Source organism: Cupriavidus sp. BIS7 (genome assembly GCF_000292345.1).
Lineage (GTDB): Bacteria > Pseudomonadota > Gammaproteobacteria > Burkholderiales > Burkholderiaceae > Cupriavidus.
The window spans coordinates 113,259-129,885 of sequence record NZ_ALOU01000007.1 but is presented as its reverse complement, the minus strand read 5'-3'; the positions used below and the strand labels follow the sequence as shown (position 1 = coordinate 129,885).

Genomic DNA, 16,627 nt, shown 5'->3' with positions numbered 1-16,627 from the left:
CCACGTTCGCTCCACATCCAGTGGCTAGTCTTGCTGCATCTCCACTCGCAAGACTCTCATGAACAAGGCTCTGTTTTACCGAATCGCGATCATCGCCTGCGTGATCCTGCTGTTGTGGATTGCCTTGCAGATGGTGCTTGGCATCGTAAGCGAACGTAGTGAGTATCGTGATGCCGCCGAGCGCAGCATCTGGCAAAGCTATGCCGGGCCCCAGACCCTGACCGGCCCGATCATCGTCGTGCCATACAAGGAAGTCATCGCAGTGGCGGGTGTCTTGCCACCACAGTTTCGAGAGGAATCCCGGCAGCTGCTGGTATTCCCGAAGACTTTGCAGATGCGCGCCGAGATGATGCCTGGCGAGCGCTACCGGGGCATCCACAAGACCATTGTCTATGAGGCCGCGAGCCAATGGTCGGGTACGATCGCGCTGCCCGACCTGACTTCGACCGAGGACCTGCGCAAGTCCGTCGACCATGTCCGCTTCGAGATGGGGCAGCCCTACGTGGTGCTTGGGGTGGGCGACATGCGAGGGCTGATTTCGCAGCCGGTGCTGTACCTTGACGGCAAGCCCATTGCCCTGCAGCAGGGGACCCGGCTCGATACCTTGCCTCAGGGGCTGCATGCTCGGGTGGACACAGGGGGCGCCGCGGGCAAGCCGCTGGAGTCGCGCATCGTACCGTTCCAGTTGACGCTGTCCGTATTGGGCGCCCGGTCAATGTCGATGGCACCGATAGGGGACCAGAACCAGTTCACGATGCATTCCAAATGGCCGCATCCCAGTTTTGACGGTGACTTCCTGCCTCGCCAGCGCACCGTCAAGGACGATGGCTTTGCCGCGGAATGGTCGGTCACCGCCTTCAATACCCGCGTGCGTGACCAGTTGGCCGGCGCACCAGGGGCAGGCCAGACGGCAGCGTTGCAGGCGCCGTCCGTGACGCTGATGGAACCGGTCGATATCTACGTCAAGGCGCAACGTGCGGTGAAGTACGGATTGCTATTCGTGCTGCTGACCTTCGCCGGGCTCTATCTGTTCGAAATCGTGAAGGCATTGCGCATTCACCCGGTCCAGTACCTGCTGGCGGGGCTCGCGCTGGCGCTGTTCTTCCTGCTGCTGGTCAGCCTTTCGGAACATTTGCCGTTTCTGTTTGCCTATCTGTCGGCAAGTGCGGCCTGCATTGGTCTGCTGGGCTTCTACCTGACCTTCGTGCTGCGGAGTTGGCGGCGTGGCGCGGGTTTCGCGCTACTGCTGATCGCACTGTACGGGGCGCTCTATGGCCTTTTGGTGTCAGAGGACAGCGCGCTGGCGTTGGGATCGCTGCTGCTGTTCGTGATGCTTGCCTGCATCATGACGATTACGCGCAAGGTGGATTGGTATACGGTGGGTGACCAGCCACAGCAGGTCGAGCTACTTTCTCCGGCAAAAGAAACGATCTGAGCGGCATCGTCCGTCGCACTGGAATGTGCGACGGACGATTGGTGCTACCGTGCCGGCGCCACCCCCATCTCCGCCAGCATCTCGTCAAGCTGATCGACGATCGCGCGTGCAGTGATCTCGCCCTTGGCCTTCTGCAGTGCCGCGCCAAGCGTATCGCGCAAGGCAGCCAGTTCCACCAGCGTGGACGCCTTTTCCACCTTGACCTGCAGCACGTAGCCGCGCAGGCCGAGATGATTTCCGATCACATCCGTGAAGAAGTGGTACAGCCGCTGATAGCTGTCCGTGCCCGTCGGGGCTGATCTGGCCGGGGGCGCCGGGGGCGCCTTGGCGCCGGTGGCGATCGTGGTATCTGCAAGGACATCGTCGATGCCCTTGCCGTCAGCGGTGTTGAACGCGGAGTAGGCTGCAAACAGATTGGTTTCGGCCGGTGCGCGCTGCGTGGCGGGCTTGGCCGGGCGGGCGACGGCAGCGGCGGGCGCCGGATTGGCGCTGGCCATCGGCTCGACCAGCCCAAGCGCAAGCAGCGTATCGAACGCTTCCTCGGCAACGCCCAGGCCGCTTACCTGCGCGAACAGCTCCGATTTCACGCGTTCCCCGTTCACAATCAGCAGCAACGCGCGCAGCTTCTGGTCAAGCTTGCGCGCGCGTGTGCGGATCTCCTCGTGTCCTGCCTCCGTCTTGCGATAGACCGGATCGACCATGTCTCGCTCCTTTGTTATGGTTCGGCCGCCCGCGGCGAGCCCCTCGGGAGTTTGTGGTACGCGGCCGATTATCGCCATCTTGTTGTCCGGAGCGGGTTGCGTCGCAGGAAAATCCGAACTGCAAACCGCTCTACAATGTGGTGCACCACGAAAGTAACAAAAAAAATTGCAACCGCCGATCCACCTAATGAGAACTGTGGCCATGCAACAACGAGACAAACTTTTCATCAACGGTACATGGGTGGCACCCCACGGCACGGGGGCCATCGATGTCATTCATTCCGCCACCGAAGATGTCATGGGCAGGATCCCCGAGGGGGATGCCCGTGACGCCGAAAACGCCATCGCCGCAGCGCGCGCCGCGTTCGACGGCTGGTCGAGCACGCCGCCGTCCGTGCGTGCCGGCTATATCCGCAAGATTGCCGAAGGGCTCAAGGCGCGAACCGAAGAACTGGCGCAGATGATTGCCGGCGAAGTTGGCATGCCGATCAAGCTGGCTCGCGCCATTCAGGTGGGTGGACCCGTGTACAACTGGGGCCAGGCCGCAGCGATGCTCGAACAGTTCGAGTTTGAGGAGCAGGTCGGCAATTCGCTGGTCGTGCGTGAGCCGGTTGGCGTTGTCGCGGCGATCACGCCCTGGAACTACCCGCTGAACCAAATCACGCTGAAGGTGGCGCCGGCGCTGGCCGCCGGCTGTACGGTGGTGCTCAAGCCGTCTGAAGTGGCACCGCTCAACGCCTTCGTGCTGGCCGAAGTGATCGAGGCCGCCGGCCTGCCGCCTGGCGTGTTCAACCTCGTCACCGGCTATGGCCCGGTGGTGGGCGAGGTGCTGGCGAGCCATCCCGAGGTCGACATGGTGTCGTTCACCGGTTCGACCCGCGCGGGCAAGCGCGTCTCGGAACTGGCAGCGCAATCGGTCAAGCGTGTGGCGCTGGAACTGGGCGGCAAGTCGGCATCGGTGGTTCTGGACGACGCGGACCTGCCGGCGGCCGTCAAGGGCACGATCAGCGCCTGCTTCCTGAATTCCGGTCAGACCTGCTCGGCGCACACGCGCATGCTGGTGCCGCGCTCCCGTTATGACGAGGTCAAGGCGATCGCCGCCAAGGTGGTGGAAGGCTTTACCGTGGGCGATCCGCTCGTCGATAGCACGAAGCTTGGACCGCTGATTTCCGCTGTGCAGAAGGAGCGCGTCACCGGCTACATCCGGCGCGGCCTGGAAGAGGGTGCCGAGCTGGTGGCGGGCGGCCCCGACACCCCGGTCGGCCTGGACCGTGGCTTCTTCGTCAAACCGACCGTGCTCGGCAACGTGGACCCTAGGGCTACCGTGGCGCAGGAGGAAATCTTCGGGCCGGTGCTTTCGGTCATCTGTTATGACGACGAGGACGAGGCCATCCGCATCGCCAACGACAGCATCTATGGTCTGGGCGGCGGGGTCTGGTCGGGCGACGAATCCCGCGCGATCCGCGTGGCACGTCGTATCCGCACGGGTCAGGTCGATATCAACGGTGGGCCGTTCAACATGAATGCGCCGTTCGGCGGCTACAAGCAATCAGGCAACGGCCGCGAAGGCGGCAAGTTCGGCCTTGAGGAATTCCTCGAGTACAAGTCGCTGCAACTCAAGAAGCCCGCCTGATCGGCGATTGGGTTCGCGATATCATCAATGCCCGGCATGTCCGGGCATTTTTTTATGGCGTCGTTGATGACGCCATTTGTTGCGTCTGTCTTGCGTCTGTCTTGCGTTTGTCCACGGGGAAAGTTGATGCGCTGGTTGAAACGGCTGGGCTTGGGTTTGTTGGGCATCGTGCTGCTGGCAGTAGCCGCGTCGATTGGCGGCTATATCTGGTACCGGCAGGCGTCCCAGCCGGATGTGGCCGGTACCCTGCGCCTGACGGGCCTGCGGGACCGTGTCATCGTGGTGCGCGACCGCAATGCCGTACCGCATATACAGGCGGCCAACGCGCTCGATGCCTATTACGCGCTTGGCTACGTGCATGCGCAGGACCGGCTCTGGCAGATGCAGATGAGCAAGCGCATCGTGGCAGGCCGGCTGGCCGAGATCCTGGGCCCCAGTGCGCTGGATACCGACCGCTTCCTGCGCACGCTGGGCGTGCGGCGCAATGCCGAGGCGATCCTTGCGCAGATGCCACCCGAGCCCCGCGCCGTGCTGCAGGCCTATGCCGATGGCGTCAATGCATTCATCGATACGCGCAAGTCGGCCCTGCCGCCCGAATTCCTGATTCTCGGTACCCGGCCCGAGCACTGGGAGCCGGCCGACACGCTGGGCTGGCAGACCATGATGGCGTGGGACCTGGGCGGCAACTGGACGCAGGAAGTGCTGCGCATGGGGCTGGCGCAGCAACTGCCCACGGCGCGTATCGCCGAAATCCTGGCGCCGTATCCGGGCGACAAGCCGCTGCGGACGATGGACTATGCAAGCTTCTATCGCCAGCTCGCCCCGGTGGCCACCGCCATGGCGCGCGTGGTGCAGCAGGCGCCGTCCGGTTACGTCGAAGGGATGGGATCGAACAACTGGGTTGTCTCCGGGGCTCACACGCGCAGTGGCAAGCCGCTGCTGGCCAACGACCCGCACCTGGGGCTGCAGGCGCCTGCGCTCTGGTATTTCGCGCATCTGCAGGCGCCGGGCCTGGAGCTGACCGGAGCCACGCTGCCCGGCGAGCCACTGGTGGTGCTGGGGCACAACAAGCGCATTGCATGGGGATTCACCAATACCGCGCCGGATGTCCAGGATCTCTATATCGAACGGATCGACCCCGCCAATCCAGGCCGCTACCAGACGCCGGATGGCTGGGCGGAGTTCGCGACGCGCACCGAGACCATCCACGTCAAGGGCGAGCCCGATGTCACGCTGACCGTGCGCAGTACGCGCCATGGTCCGGTCATGTCCGATGTGGCGGAGCCGATCAGCGCTGCGGCAAAGCCGCTTGGCGCCCAGTTTGTAGTGGCGTTCCAGTGGACCGCGCTGCGGGCCGATGACCGCACGTTCCAGGCCGGCCTGAAGATGAGCCAGGCATCCGACTGGAAGTCTTTTCTGGCGGCCCTGCGGGATTTCCACGCGCCGCAGCAGAACATCGTCTATGCGGACGTCGATGGCAATATCGGCTATATCGCGCCGGGGCGCGTTCCGCTGCGCCGCGCCGACAACGACCTCATGGGCCTGGCCCCGGCGCCGGGCTGGGATGCGCGCTACGACTGGCAGGGTTTCGTGCCGTTCGAAAAGCTGCCGCAGCGATTCAATCCGCCAGAGGGCATGATCGCCACGGCCAACCAGAAGATCGTGCCGGACGATTATCCGTACTTCATCACGAGCGAATGGACGGTGCCGTATCGATACCAGCGTATCCGCACGCTGCTGGAGGCCGAACCGCACCATACGCCGGACACGTTTGCCGCGATCCAGAAGGACGTAGTCTCGCTGGCGGTGCGCGACGCGCTGCCGCTGCTGCTTGCCGCGCCCGTGGCCAGCGACGCCACGCGCCCGCCGCGCGAACGCGCGTTGCTTGACGCGCTGCGCAAGTGGGACGGCACCATGGCAGCGGATCGTGCCGAGCCGCTGGTTGTGACCGCCTGGCTGCGCGAATTGTCGCGCCTGCTGTTTGAGGACAAGGTTGGCGAAGCCCAGTTCAACCGGCTCTGGGAACAGCGCAACGTCCAGTTGCCGATGCTCAATGCCATGCGCGATCCGAAGGGCATGGGTGCGTTCTGGTGCGACAACTCCCGTACGACGGCGCATGAGAGCTGCGCGGACACAATTGGGCTGGCCTGGCAACGTGCCATCGCCGACCTGGACCGGCGCTATGGCGACGACCCGGGCAAGTGGCGCTGGGGCAAGGCCCACACCGCGCGCGCCGAGCACAAGCCATTCGGCAAGGTGCCGTACCTGGCCAGCCTGTTCAACGTGCGCGTGCCGACCGGCGGCGACACCTATACGATCGATGTGGGCCGCCACAACCTTCGCGATGAACATGCGCCATTCGAAAGCACTCACGCGGCCAGCGTGCGTGCGATCTACGATCTGGCCGATCTGTCGGAGTCGCGCTTCATGACGTCGACCGGACAATCGGGCAATCCACTTTCGACCCACTACCGCGACTGGACCGAGAAATGGGCGGCAGTACAGTTCATTACGATTGGTGCCCATCGGCGCAATCCGGGCGGCGACAGCTTCGACACACTGGTACTGCGGCCCGCTACCGATGGACAGGATGGGCACTGAAGTATCCGAAGGCACGCGCAGGGTGTCAAAGATTGTGTCAGTGCGGATGGGTGGATCACGGACCGGCGTTAACATGTCGGGGCTTTCTTCCGCAGGAGTCATTCGATGAGCGATATCCAGCCGGGCCGAGGCTCGCGCCGTACTGACGTTATCCAGCACGTGGCTTTCGAGCACGCGGGCGTGATTGCCGATGCCGCCCGCGCACGCGGCCATGAGATCCGCATCTACCAGGCCGGCGTGGACGACCTGACGCCGGTGCAGGCCGATCCGGCCGATCTGCTCGTGGTGCTGGGCGGCCCGATCGGCGTCTACGAAACCGAAGCCTATCCATGGCTCGAAGCCGAGATCGCGGTGATTCGCCAGCGGCTTCATGCGCGCCGGCCGATGATCGGTGCATGCCTGGGGGCGCAATTGATTGCGGCCGCCGCCGGTGCGCGCGTGTACCCGGGAACACGGGAAATCGGCTGGGCGCCAATTACGCCGACGGACGCGGGGAAAGGCTCGCCGCTGGCTACGCTGGCCGAGGCAGACTGGCACGTGCTGCACTGGCACGGCGATACCTTCGACCTGCCAGCCGGGGCCGAACTGCTTGCCTCGACGGCCGCCACGCCGCACCAGGCCTACGCAATCGGCAAGCATGTGCTGGCGCTGCAGTTCCATCCCGAAGTGAAGGCCGGTGATATCGAGACCTGGCTGATCGGCCATACGGTCGAACTGGCCCGCGCCGGTATCGACCCGCGTACGATCCGCCGCCGCACCGCCGAGATCGGCGCGACGGTTGCCAGTGCCGGCGAGCGGATGTTCGCGCGCTGGATGGAGGAGGCTGGCCTGTGAAGGATGAGGGAATCGACATCGACATCGACATTGCCGCGGTGCTGGCCGGTAAGGTCCGGCCATTTGGCCCGAAGGGTTTGCCCAGCGGCATCGCAAAGATCGTGGTCGACGGCCCGGTGAAAGTCACGACGCTTGGCCTGGATATCGACGAGCAAGGCGACCCGAAGCACCACGGCGGCCCAGAAAAGGCCATTCACCACTATCCACGCGATCACTATCACGCGTGGCGCGAGTCTTTGACGGCGCAGGGCGGCGAAGTCGGGGTGCTGGACCACGCGGGGGCATTCGGCGAAAACCTGAGCACGCAGGGTTTGACGGAAGCAGATATCTGCATTGGCGACCGTTTTCGTATCGGTACGGCGCTGGTGGAAGTCTCGCAGGCGCGCCAGCCGTGCTGGAAGCTCAATCACCGATTCGGTTTTGCGGGGATGTCCCGTGCCGTGCAGGAGAGTGGGCGCACGGGCTGGTACTACCGGGTGATCGAGGAGGGCGAAGTCTCGTCCGGCGACAGGCTGGTGCTGGTGGCGCGCCCGTACCCGCAGTGGAGTCTGCAGCGGCTGCTGCATGTGCTCTATGTGGATCGCCTCAACTACGCGGCACTGGCCGAGATGGCCGAACTGCCTCCGCTGGCCGAAAGCTGGCGCAAGCTGGCCCGCCAGCGCGTGGCAAACCATGTGGTCGAGGATATGGAAAGGCGGCTGGCCGGCGGCTGATGCCGCGTTGGCCGCATTGGCCGCGCCGGACGGTCAGTCCTGCTGGAACCGCCGTGCGGTGCCTTCGCGGGTGATCCGCTCCCAGATCACCTGCTTTTCCTCTTCGCTGAAGAACACCCAGTTGCTGACCTCGGCGGCCGTGCGGCCACAGCCCTGGCAGACCTCGTCGAAAAGCGTCGAGCAGATGCCGACGCACGGGCTGTCCGGGCGGTCCCCCAGGCGCGCCTGGCCATCGGCTGCGGCGGTGTCGGACGGGGCAAGTGACTCGGACGGATTGACGGGCATAAGGCGGTGCGGGCGGTACGGAAACGACAGGCCGCACATTATAAACGTCCGCCGATCGGGGATTACCCGCGACGTCATTGTGGTCGTGCAGCCACCCGTCTACGCTGGACGGGTCATGATTCCACCGCAGCCAATTTCCGGGAGATTGCCGATGGCCGAGCCAAGCAGACCTGTGGAGCCGCGCAATGCGGCGATGATCGAGTCGGTGCTGATTGCCTCGCCGGTTGCGCGCGCGCTCGGTATCCGGATCGATTCGCTTTCTGCCGATCACGTGGAAATGCTGCTGCCATTCAGCATGGCCAATATCACCGTCGGTGACATCGTGCATGGCGGCGTGATTGCCACGCTGATCGATGTGGCGGGTGCGGCCGCGGCGTTTTCGGCGGTAGATCTGGATGTCGTGAAGACCGGAGCAACTGGCTCACTGTCGATCCAGTACCTGGCACCGGCCAGGGCGGTAACCCTGCGCGCCGTTGCCGACGTGCTGCGCCGGGGCAAGCGGCAGGTGGCGACCGAGGTCTCGGTCTATGCGGTACAGGACGCGGAACAGGATACGGATGGGAGTGGTGATACGGAGGCCGTGCTCGTTGCCAAGGCATTGATGAGCACGGCCCTGATCTAGCGGGCCGGACGCTGCCGGCCTCCGGGGATCAGTACTTCCAGAAGATCTGCTGCAGCGCCTTCGGGTCGTTGGTCTTGGTCAGCGCCAGCGCCATCAGGATGCGCGCCTTCTGTGCGATCTGGTCGTCGGTCACGATCCAGTCGTACTTGTCGTCAGGCTGCTCGCCATTGCGGATCACCACGCCGCTGCCCGTACGGGACGCACGCACGATGAACACGCCCTTGGCGCGTGCGGCCTTGAGCGGCTCGACCATGTAGTCGCCCACGCTGCCATTGCCGGTGGCGTCGAAGATGATGGCCTTGGCGCCGCTCTTCACGGCGGCATCGACGGCGGCCGGGTTCATGTTGCCGTACGCATAGACGATGGCCACTTCAGGCAACTTGTCGATCTTGTCGATATCGAACTCGGTCTGCGTGGTGTGCGGACGGGCCGGCAGGCGGAAATACAGCGTGCGGCCTTCCACCACATAGCCCAGCGGGCCGAACGGCGAGCGGAACGTCTCGACCTTGAACGTGTTGGTCTTCGTCACGTCGCGGCCGGTCTGGATCTCGTCGTTGAGCACCACCAGCGTGCCCTTGCCCTTCGATGCCGGGTTGGACGCCACCAGCACGGCATCGTACAGGTTCAGCGAGCCATCGGCGCCCAGCGCCGTGCCAGGGCGCATCGAACCGACCACCACCACGGGCTTGTCGCTCTTCAGCGTCAGGTTCAGGAAGTAGGCGGTCTCTTCGATCGTGTCGGTGCCGTGCGTGATCACGATACCGTCGACATCGGGCTGCTTGAGCAGTTCGGAAACGCGCTTGGCCAGCTTGAGCAGCCGTTCGTTATTGAAGCTCTCGGAGCCGATCTGGAAGACCTGCTCGCCCTTGACGTTGGCGATCTTCGAGATTTCCGGCACGGAAGCAATGATCTTGTCGACCGGTACCACGGCGGACTGGTACGCCGCCGTGTTGGTGGCCGCCGCGCCAGCACCGGCGATGGTGCCGCCCGTGCCGATGATCACGATGTTGGCCTTGCGGGCTTCGGCCGTGGTGCCGGCCGGTGCCGTCGTGGCGGTGGCCGGGGCAGGGCTCAGCTGGGCGTGTGCAACGCCGGTGAACAGGGTGGCCGAAAGCAGCAGGGCGGCCAGGGGTTTGAGGTGGGCAGGATGTTGCATGATTCTCCTCATGGCGGCAGATCGCATGGCTCTTGTGGAGGCATGCTTGCCGCTTGTGGTTGGGGTCATGAAACCGCAGCACTGGAACGGCAATGCCCTCTCCCCCGACCCCTCTCCCGTTTCACGGGAGAGGGGAGCAGACCGACGTCATTTCAAATGCGTTCGGTGTTCTCCCCTCTCCCGCGCGCGGGAGAGGGGCGGGGGAGAGGGCCTGCAGTTCAGGCGCCACGGAGCGTGCACTATACCGAGGCACTCAAGTTGCGTCGACAACTGCACCAATAAAGGCACAACCCGCAAACGTATGCCAGATAAGACAAAGCGGCATCTTCCGTGAGGAAGATGCCGCTTCATGGGGACCAGCAGAGGAGTGTATGTCCGCGCTTAGAACGCGTCGCCCGGAATGCGAACCCAGCCTTCCATCAGCACGCGTGCGCTGCGGCTCATGATGGCTTTCGTCACGGTCCATTCACCGTCGACCTTGGCGGCCTGCGCACCCACGCGCAGCGTGCCAGACGGATGGCCGAACCGCACGGCCTCGCGTTCGCCGCCGCCAGCCGCCAGGTTCACCAGCGTTCCGGGGATCGCCGCGGCGGTGCCGATGGCAACGGCGGCGGTGCCCATCATCGCGTGGTGCAGCTTGCCCATCGACAGCGCACGGACCAGCAGGTCTACGTCCGAAGCGTTGACGGTCTTGCCGCTCGATGCGGTGTAGGTAGCCGGCTTCGCCACGAAGGCAACCTTCGGCGTGTGCTGGCGCCGGGCCGCTTCGTCGATATCGCGGATCAGGCCCATGCGCTTGGCGCCGTACGCACGGATCGTCTCGAACATCGCCAGCGCCTTGGGGTCGCCGTTGATCGCTTCCTGCAGCTCGGTGCCGGTGTAGCCGATAGCCTCGGCATTGACGAAGATCGTCGGGATGCCGGCGTTGATCATCGTGGCCTTGAGCGTGCCGACGCCGGGCACTTCCAGGTCATCGACGAGGTTGCCGGTCGGGAACATCGAGCCGCCGCCATCGTCGCCTTCGTCGGCGGCCGGGTCCATGAACTCCAGCTGGACTTCGGCTGCCGGGAACGTGACGCCATCGAGTTCGAAGTCGCCCGTTTCCTGCACCGCGCCGTTGGTGATCGGCACGTGCGAGATGATGGTCTTGCCGATATTGGCTTGCCAGATCCTGATCGTCACAGTGCCGTTCTGCGGAATCCGCGCGGCATCGATAAAGCCGTTGCTGACCGCGAACGGGCCCACGGCGGCCGACAGGTTGCCGCAGTTGCCGCTCCAGTCGACAAACGGCTGGTCGATCGATACCTGACCGAACAGATAGTCGACGTCGTGGTCCGGACGCGAGCTCTTCGAGACCAGCACGGTCTTGCTGGTGCTCGAAGTGGCCGCGCCCATGCCGTCGATCTGCTTGCCGTACGGATCAGGGCTACCGATCACGCGCATCAGCACCGCGTCACGGGCCTTGCCCGGGACCTGCGCGGCCTCGGGCAGGTCCTGCACGCGGAAGAACACGCCCTTGCTCGTGCCGCCACGGATGTACGTGGCGGGGATTCTGATTTGGGGTACATGTGCCATCGTCAGATTCCTTATCAGGCCGCTGCGCGCGAGGACTCGAGGAAGTCCTGCGCAAAGCGCTGCAACACGCCGCCGGCCTCGTAGATCGACACTTCTTCGTCGCTGTCGAGGCGGCACAGCACCGGCACTTCCACGCGCTCGCCGTTCTTGCGGTGGATCACCAGCGTCAGCGCCGCGCGCGGCTTGCGTTCGCCGATGATGTCGAACGTTTCCGTGCCGTCGATGCCGTACGTGGCACGGTTCTCGCCAGTCTTGAACTCCACGGGCAGCACGCCCATGCCGATCAGGTTGGTGCGGTGGATGCGCTCGAAGCCTTCGGCAACGATGGCTTCCACGCCAGCCAGGCGTACGCCCTTGGCGGCCCAGTCACGCGACGAGCCCTGGCCATAGTCGGCCCCGGCCACCACGATCAGCGGCTGCTTGCGATCCATGTAGGTCTCGATGGCTTCCCACATGCGCACGACCTTGCCTTCCGGCTCCACACGCGTCAGCGAACCCTTCTTGACCGCACCGTCGACCACGGCCATCTCGTTGATCAGCGTCGGGTTGGCGAACGTGGCGCGTTGCGCGGTCAGGTGGTCGCCGCGGTGCGTTGCGTACGAGTTGAAGTCTTCCTCTGGCAGGCCCATCTTGGCCAGGTACTCGCCGGCCGCACTGTTCAGCAGGATCGCATTCGACGGCGACAGGTGATCGGTGGTGATGTTGTCGCCGAGCACTGCCAGCGGACGCATGCCGCGCAGCGTGCGCTCGCCGGCCAGCGCGCCTTCCCAGTACGGCGGACGGCGGATGTACGTGCTTTGCGGACGCCAGTCGTAGAGCGGGCTGATCGACGTATCGTTCTGTGCCTGCAGCGCGAACATCGGCTCGTAGACCTTGCGGAACTGCTCGGGCTTCACGCTCTGCTTGACGATCTCGTCGATCTCTTCGTCGGTCGGCCAGATGTCCTTGAGGTACACGGGCTTGCCGCTGGCATCGGTGCCCAGCGCATCGCGTTCGATGTCGAAGCGGATCGTGCCGGCGATCGCGTAGGCCACCACCAGCGGCGGCGAGGCCAGGAAGGCCTGCTTCGCGTACGGGTGGATACGACCGTCAAAGTTGCGGTTGCCGGACAGCACGGCCGTGGCGTACAGGTCGCGGTCGATGATCTCCTGCTGGATCTTCGGATCGAGCGCGCCGGACATGCCGTTGCAGGTCGTGCAGGCGAACGCCACGATGCCGAAGCCGAGCTTTTCCAGGTCCGGCAGCAGGTTGGCTTCTTCCAGATACAGCTCCACCGCCTTCGATCCCGGCGCCAGCGACGACTTGACCCAGGGCTTGCGGGTCAGGCCGCGTTCATTGGCGTTGCGGGCCAGCAGCGCGGCGGCAATCACGTTGCGCGGGTTGCTGGTGTTCGTGCAGCTGGTGATGGCGGCGATGATGACGGCGCCGTCGGGCATCTGGCCCGGCACTTCTTCCCACTTGCCGGCGATGCCGCGTGCGGCCAGGTCGGAGGTCGGCAGGCGCTTGTGCGGGTTGGACGGGCCAGCCATGTTACGCACCACGGAGGACAGGTCGAACTTGAGCACGCGCTCGTATTCGGCCGTCTTCAGCGCATCGGCCCACAGGCCGGCGGCCTTGGCGTAGGTTTCCACGAGCTGGACCTGCGCGTCTTCCCGGCCGGTCAGGCGCAGGTATTCGGTGGTCTGCTCGTCGATGAAGAACATCGCGGCCGTGGCGCCATATTCGGGGGCCATGTTCGAGATGGTTGCGCGGTCGCCGAGCGTCAGCGTCGAAGCGCCTTCGCCGCGGAATTCCAGATACGCGCCGACCACCTTTTCCTTGCGCAGGAATTCGGTCAGGGCCAGCACGATGTCGGTGGCGGTGATGCCAGGCTGGCGGCGGCCAGTCAGTTCCACGCCGACGATGTCAGGCAGGCGCATCCACGATGCACGGCCCAGCATCACGTTCTCGGCTTCCAGGCCGCCCACGCCGATGGCGATCACGCCAAGCGCGTCAACGTGCGGCGTGTGGCTGTCGGTGCCAACGCAGGTATCGGGGTAGGCCAAGCCGTTGTCGGCATGGATGACCGGCGACATCTTCTCCAGATTGATCTGGTGCATGATGCCGTTGCCCGGCGGGATCACGTCGACGTTGCGGAACGCCTTCTTGGTCCAGTTGATGAAGTCGAAGCGGTCTTCGTTACGGCGATCTTCGATGGCGCGGTTCTTCGTGAACGCATCGGGGTCGAAACCGCCGCATTCAACGGCCAGCGAGTGATCGACGATCAGCTGCACCGGCACCACCGGGTTGACCTTGGCGGGGTCGCCGCCCTGGTCTGCGATGGCGTCGCGCAGGCCGGCCAGGTCCACCAGCGCGGTCTGGCCGAGAATGTCGTGGCAGACCACGCGGGCCGGGAACCACGGGAAATCGAGGTCACGCTTGCGCCCGATCAGTTGCTGGAGCGAGGCGGTCAGCGTGGCGGGGTCGCAGCGGCGCACGAGGTTCTCGGCCAGCACGCGCGACGTGTAGGGCAGCTTGTCATAAGCGCCCGGGGCGATGGCTTCAACCGCGGCGCGCGCGTCGAAGTAGTCGAGCTTGGTGCCGGGCAGCGGCTTGCGGAATGCAGTGTTCATGGCGTCGTGAGGACTGTTCGTGCCGGCCGCCGCGTCCGGCCCCGAGGGGATCGATGCGCGGACGGCGGCACGTTTTTCTTGCAATACAGGCGCGCCTTAGGCTCGTTTTTCGATCGGCACGAACTTCAGGTTCTCCGGACCGGTGTAGTTGGCGGTCGGACGAATGATCTTGTTGTCGATGCGTTGCTCGATCACGTGCGCGGCCCAGCCCGAGGTACGGGAGATGACGAACAGCGGCGTGAACATCGAGGTCGGCACACCCATCACGTGGTAGCTCACCGCGCTGAACCAGTCGAGGTTCGGGAACATCTTCTTGGCGTCGGCCATCACCGTTTCCAGGCGCTCGGCGATGTTGAACATCTTCATCGAGCCGGCGTCCTTCGACAGCCTGCGGGCCACGTCCTTGATCACCTGGTTACGCGGGTCGGCGATCGTGTACACCGGGTGGCCGAAGCCGATCACGACTTCCTTGTTTTCCACGCGGCGACGGATGTCGGCCTCAGCCTCGTCCGGGGTGTCGTAGCGCTTCTGGATCTCGAAGGCCACTTCGTTGGCGCCGCCGTGCTTCGGACCGCGCAGCGCGCCAATGCCGCCGCAGATGGCCGAATACATGTCGGAGCCCGTGCCGGCCACCACGCGGCAGGCGAACGTCGATGCGTTGAACTCGTGCTCTGCGTACAGGATCAGCGAGGTCTGCATCGCGCGTTCCCACAGCTTCGACGGGGCTTCGCCGTGCAGCAGGTGCAGGAAGTGGGCGGCGATCGAGTCGTCGTCGGTTTCCACTTCGATGCGGCGGCCGTTGTGGCTGTAGTGGTACCAGTACAGCAGCATCGAGCCCATGCTGGCCATCAGGCGGTCGGCGATGTCACGCGCGCCCGGGGTGTTGTGATCGTCCTTCTCCGGCAGCACGGTGCCCAGCACCGAAACGCCGGTGCGCATCACGTCCATCGGGTGGGCGCTAGCCGGCACCCATTCGAGGGCGGCCTTGACGTTGGCGGGCAGGCCGCGCAGCGCCTTCAGCTTGGTCTTGTAGGCGGCCAGTTCGGACTTGTTCGGCAGCTTGCCGTGGACCAGCAGGTGAGCGATTTCCTCGAATTCGCAGGTGTCGGCGATGTCGAGGATGTCGTAGCCGCGATAGTGGAGGTCATTGCCGCTGCGGCCCACGCTGCACAGTGCGGTGTTGCCTGCTGCGACACCCGACAGGGCAACGGACTTCTTGGGCTTCGGGGTGGCCAGCGGTTGGGCTTCGGACATGAGGGTCTCCTGGTTAAGCTTGGTGTGTTTGCGTGCGGTCATGGCGGTGGGTGCTGAATCAGCGGCCCTTGCCCTGTGCGAAAAGCGAGTCGAGCTTCTGCTCGAAGTCATGGTAGCCGATGCGATCGTAGAGTTCGGCGCGCGTCTGCATCGTGTCGACCACGTTCTTTTGCGTGCCGTCGCGGCGGATCGCCTCGAAGACGTTTTCGGCTGCCTTGTTCATGGCACGGAATGCCGACAGCGGGTACAGCGACATGGCAATACCAACGCTGCGAAGGTCGTCCAGCGTGAAGTACGGCGTGGCGCCGAACTCGGTCAGGTTGGCCAGAACCGGCACCTTCACGGCATCGACGAACTTGCGGTACATGTCGAGGTCGGTCATGGCCTCGGGGAAGATTGCATCGGCGCCGGCTTCCACGCAGGCCACGGCACGCTCGATGGCGCTGTCCAGGCCTTCCACGGCCAGTGCATCGGTACGGGCCATGATCACGAAGTGCTCGTCGGTGCGTGCGTCGACGGCGGCCTTGATACGGTCGACCATCTCACCCTTGGTGACGATTTCCTTGTTCGGGCGGTGGCCGCAGCGCTTGGCGCCGACCTGGTCTTCGATATGCATGGCGGCTGCGCCGAACTTGATCAGCGAGCGCGTGGTGCGGGCCACGTTGAAGGCAGAGGAGCCAAAGCCGGTGTCGACGTCGACCAGCAGCGGGGTGTCGCACACGTCGGTGATGCGGCGGATGTCGGTCAGCACGTCGTCGAGATTCGAGATGCCGAGATCGGGCAGGCCTAGCGAGCCGGCGGCCACGCCGCCACCCGACAGGTAGATCGCGCGGTAGCCCGCACGCTTGGCCAGCAGCGCGTGATTGGCGTTGATGGTGCCCGGGATCTGCAGCGGGCTTTCATCGATCAGGGCCTGGCGGAAGCGTGCGCCGGCGGAGCGGGCGAGTTCGGTGGCGGTAAAGGTCATGGCGTGAATCCGTTATTCGTGAATGCTGAAACCTGTCTGAACAGGGCCGCCCTATGGCGCAAGGCGTGTGCCAGCCCGCAAGTGACGGGTACGGCAACCGCCTGCCGGGCTGCCGAACCGGCGGTTATCCCTTATTCATCAGGGGGTTACATCGTGCGAGTGCTGTGTGAGGCCCGAATTCAGATGCTGCATCTGGCACATTTCGCATTCGAATTTGAAATTCATTGCATTTCAAAGTT

13 protein-coding genes are annotated in these 16,627 nt (G+C 64.6%); 6 read left to right on the top strand and 7 right to left on the bottom strand.

The window, feature by feature from the left end; all coding sequences use genetic code 11:
- Positions 1–58 precede the first annotated feature (58 nt).
- Positions 59–1,435, top strand: coding sequence for a cell envelope integrity protein CreD (gene creD, locus B552_RS0102450; protein ID WP_019447408.1), 1,377 nt, complete (start codon positions 59–61; stop codon positions 1,433–1,435).
- A gap of 44 nt (positions 1,436–1,479) precedes the next feature.
- Here creD and B552_RS0102445 read toward each other — a convergent pair whose 3' ends face one another.
- Entirely contained in the window at positions 1,480–2,136 is a 657-nt protein-coding gene (locus tag B552_RS0102445; protein ID WP_019447407.1) for a hypothetical protein, read from the bottom strand.
- A gap of 202 nt (positions 2,137–2,338) precedes the next feature.
- Here B552_RS0102445 and B552_RS0102440 point away from each other — a divergent pair, with 202 nt between their 5' ends.
- The 4 genes from B552_RS0102440 (at position 2,339) to B552_RS0102425 (ending at position 7,917) form a co-directional block, all read left to right on the top strand.
- Positions 2,339–3,769 carry an aldehyde dehydrogenase family protein gene (locus B552_RS0102440; RefSeq protein ID WP_019447406.1) on the top strand — a complete coding sequence of 477 codons (1,431 nt, stop codon included), beginning with the start codon at positions 2,339–2,341 and terminating at the stop codon, positions 3,767–3,769.
- Between the two features lie 126 nt (positions 3,770–3,895).
- Positions 3,896–6,370 (top strand): penicillin acylase family protein, encoded by a 2,475-nt coding sequence (locus B552_RS0102435; protein ID WP_019447405.1) that lies wholly within the window; start codon positions 3,896–3,898, stop codon positions 6,368–6,370.
- Positions 6,371–6,475: 105 nt separating this feature from the next.
- Complete coding sequence (locus B552_RS0102430; RefSeq protein WP_019447404.1) at positions 6,476–7,204, top strand: glutamine amidotransferase; 729 nt, start codon at positions 6,476–6,478, stop codon at positions 7,202–7,204.
- Positions 7,201–7,917: an MOSC domain-containing protein gene (locus B552_RS0102425; protein ID WP_019447403.1), complete on the top strand. Its 717-nt coding sequence runs from the start codon at positions 7,201–7,203 to the stop codon at positions 7,915–7,917. The genes B552_RS0102430 and B552_RS0102425 overlap by 4 nt, the downstream gene beginning before the upstream one ends.
- 33 nt (positions 7,918–7,950) lie before the next feature.
- On the opposite strand, the gene B552_RS0102420 is transcribed toward B552_RS0102425, so the two are convergent.
- Entirely contained in the window at positions 7,951–8,202 is a 252-nt protein-coding gene (locus B552_RS0102420; RefSeq protein ID WP_026035242.1) for a DUF1289 domain-containing protein, read from the bottom strand.
- 151 nt (positions 8,203–8,353) lie between these two features.
- On the opposite strand from B552_RS0102420, the gene B552_RS0102415 reads away from it, so the two are divergent.
- Positions 8,354–8,824: a PaaI family thioesterase gene (locus B552_RS0102415; RefSeq protein WP_019447401.1), complete on the top strand. Its 471-nt coding sequence runs from the start codon at positions 8,354–8,356 to the stop codon at positions 8,822–8,824.
- 28 nt (positions 8,825–8,852) lie between these two features.
- Here the strand turns inward: B552_RS0102415 and B552_RS0102410 are convergent, their stop codons facing one another.
- The 5 genes from B552_RS0102410 to prpB form a co-directional block, all read right to left on the bottom strand.
- Positions 8,853–9,980 carry an asparaginase gene (locus tag B552_RS0102410; protein WP_019447400.1) on the bottom strand — a complete coding sequence of 376 codons (1,128 nt, stop codon included), beginning with the start codon at positions 9,978–9,980 and terminating at the stop codon, positions 8,853–8,855.
- A 381-nt stretch (positions 9,981–10,361) separates the two neighbouring features.
- Positions 10,362–11,555 (bottom strand): 2-methylaconitate cis-trans isomerase PrpF, encoded by a 1,194-nt coding sequence (gene prpF, locus B552_RS0102405; protein ID WP_019447399.1) that lies wholly within the window; start codon positions 11,553–11,555, stop codon positions 10,362–10,364.
- A 14-nt stretch (positions 11,556–11,569) separates the two neighbouring features.
- Positions 11,570–14,167, bottom strand: coding sequence for a Fe/S-dependent 2-methylisocitrate dehydratase AcnD (gene acnD, locus B552_RS0102400; RefSeq protein ID WP_019447398.1), 2,598 nt, complete (start codon positions 14,165–14,167; stop codon positions 11,570–11,572).
- A gap of 96 nt (positions 14,168–14,263) precedes the next feature.
- Positions 14,264–15,421, bottom strand: coding sequence for a 2-methylcitrate synthase (prpC, locus tag B552_RS0102395; RefSeq protein WP_019447397.1), 1,158 nt, complete (start codon positions 15,419–15,421; stop codon positions 14,264–14,266).
- Between the two features lie 58 nt (positions 15,422–15,479).
- Complete coding sequence (gene prpB, locus B552_RS0102390; RefSeq protein ID WP_019447396.1) at positions 15,480–16,388, bottom strand: methylisocitrate lyase; 909 nt, start codon at positions 16,386–16,388, stop codon at positions 15,480–15,482.
- Positions 16,389–16,627 lie beyond the last annotated feature (239 nt).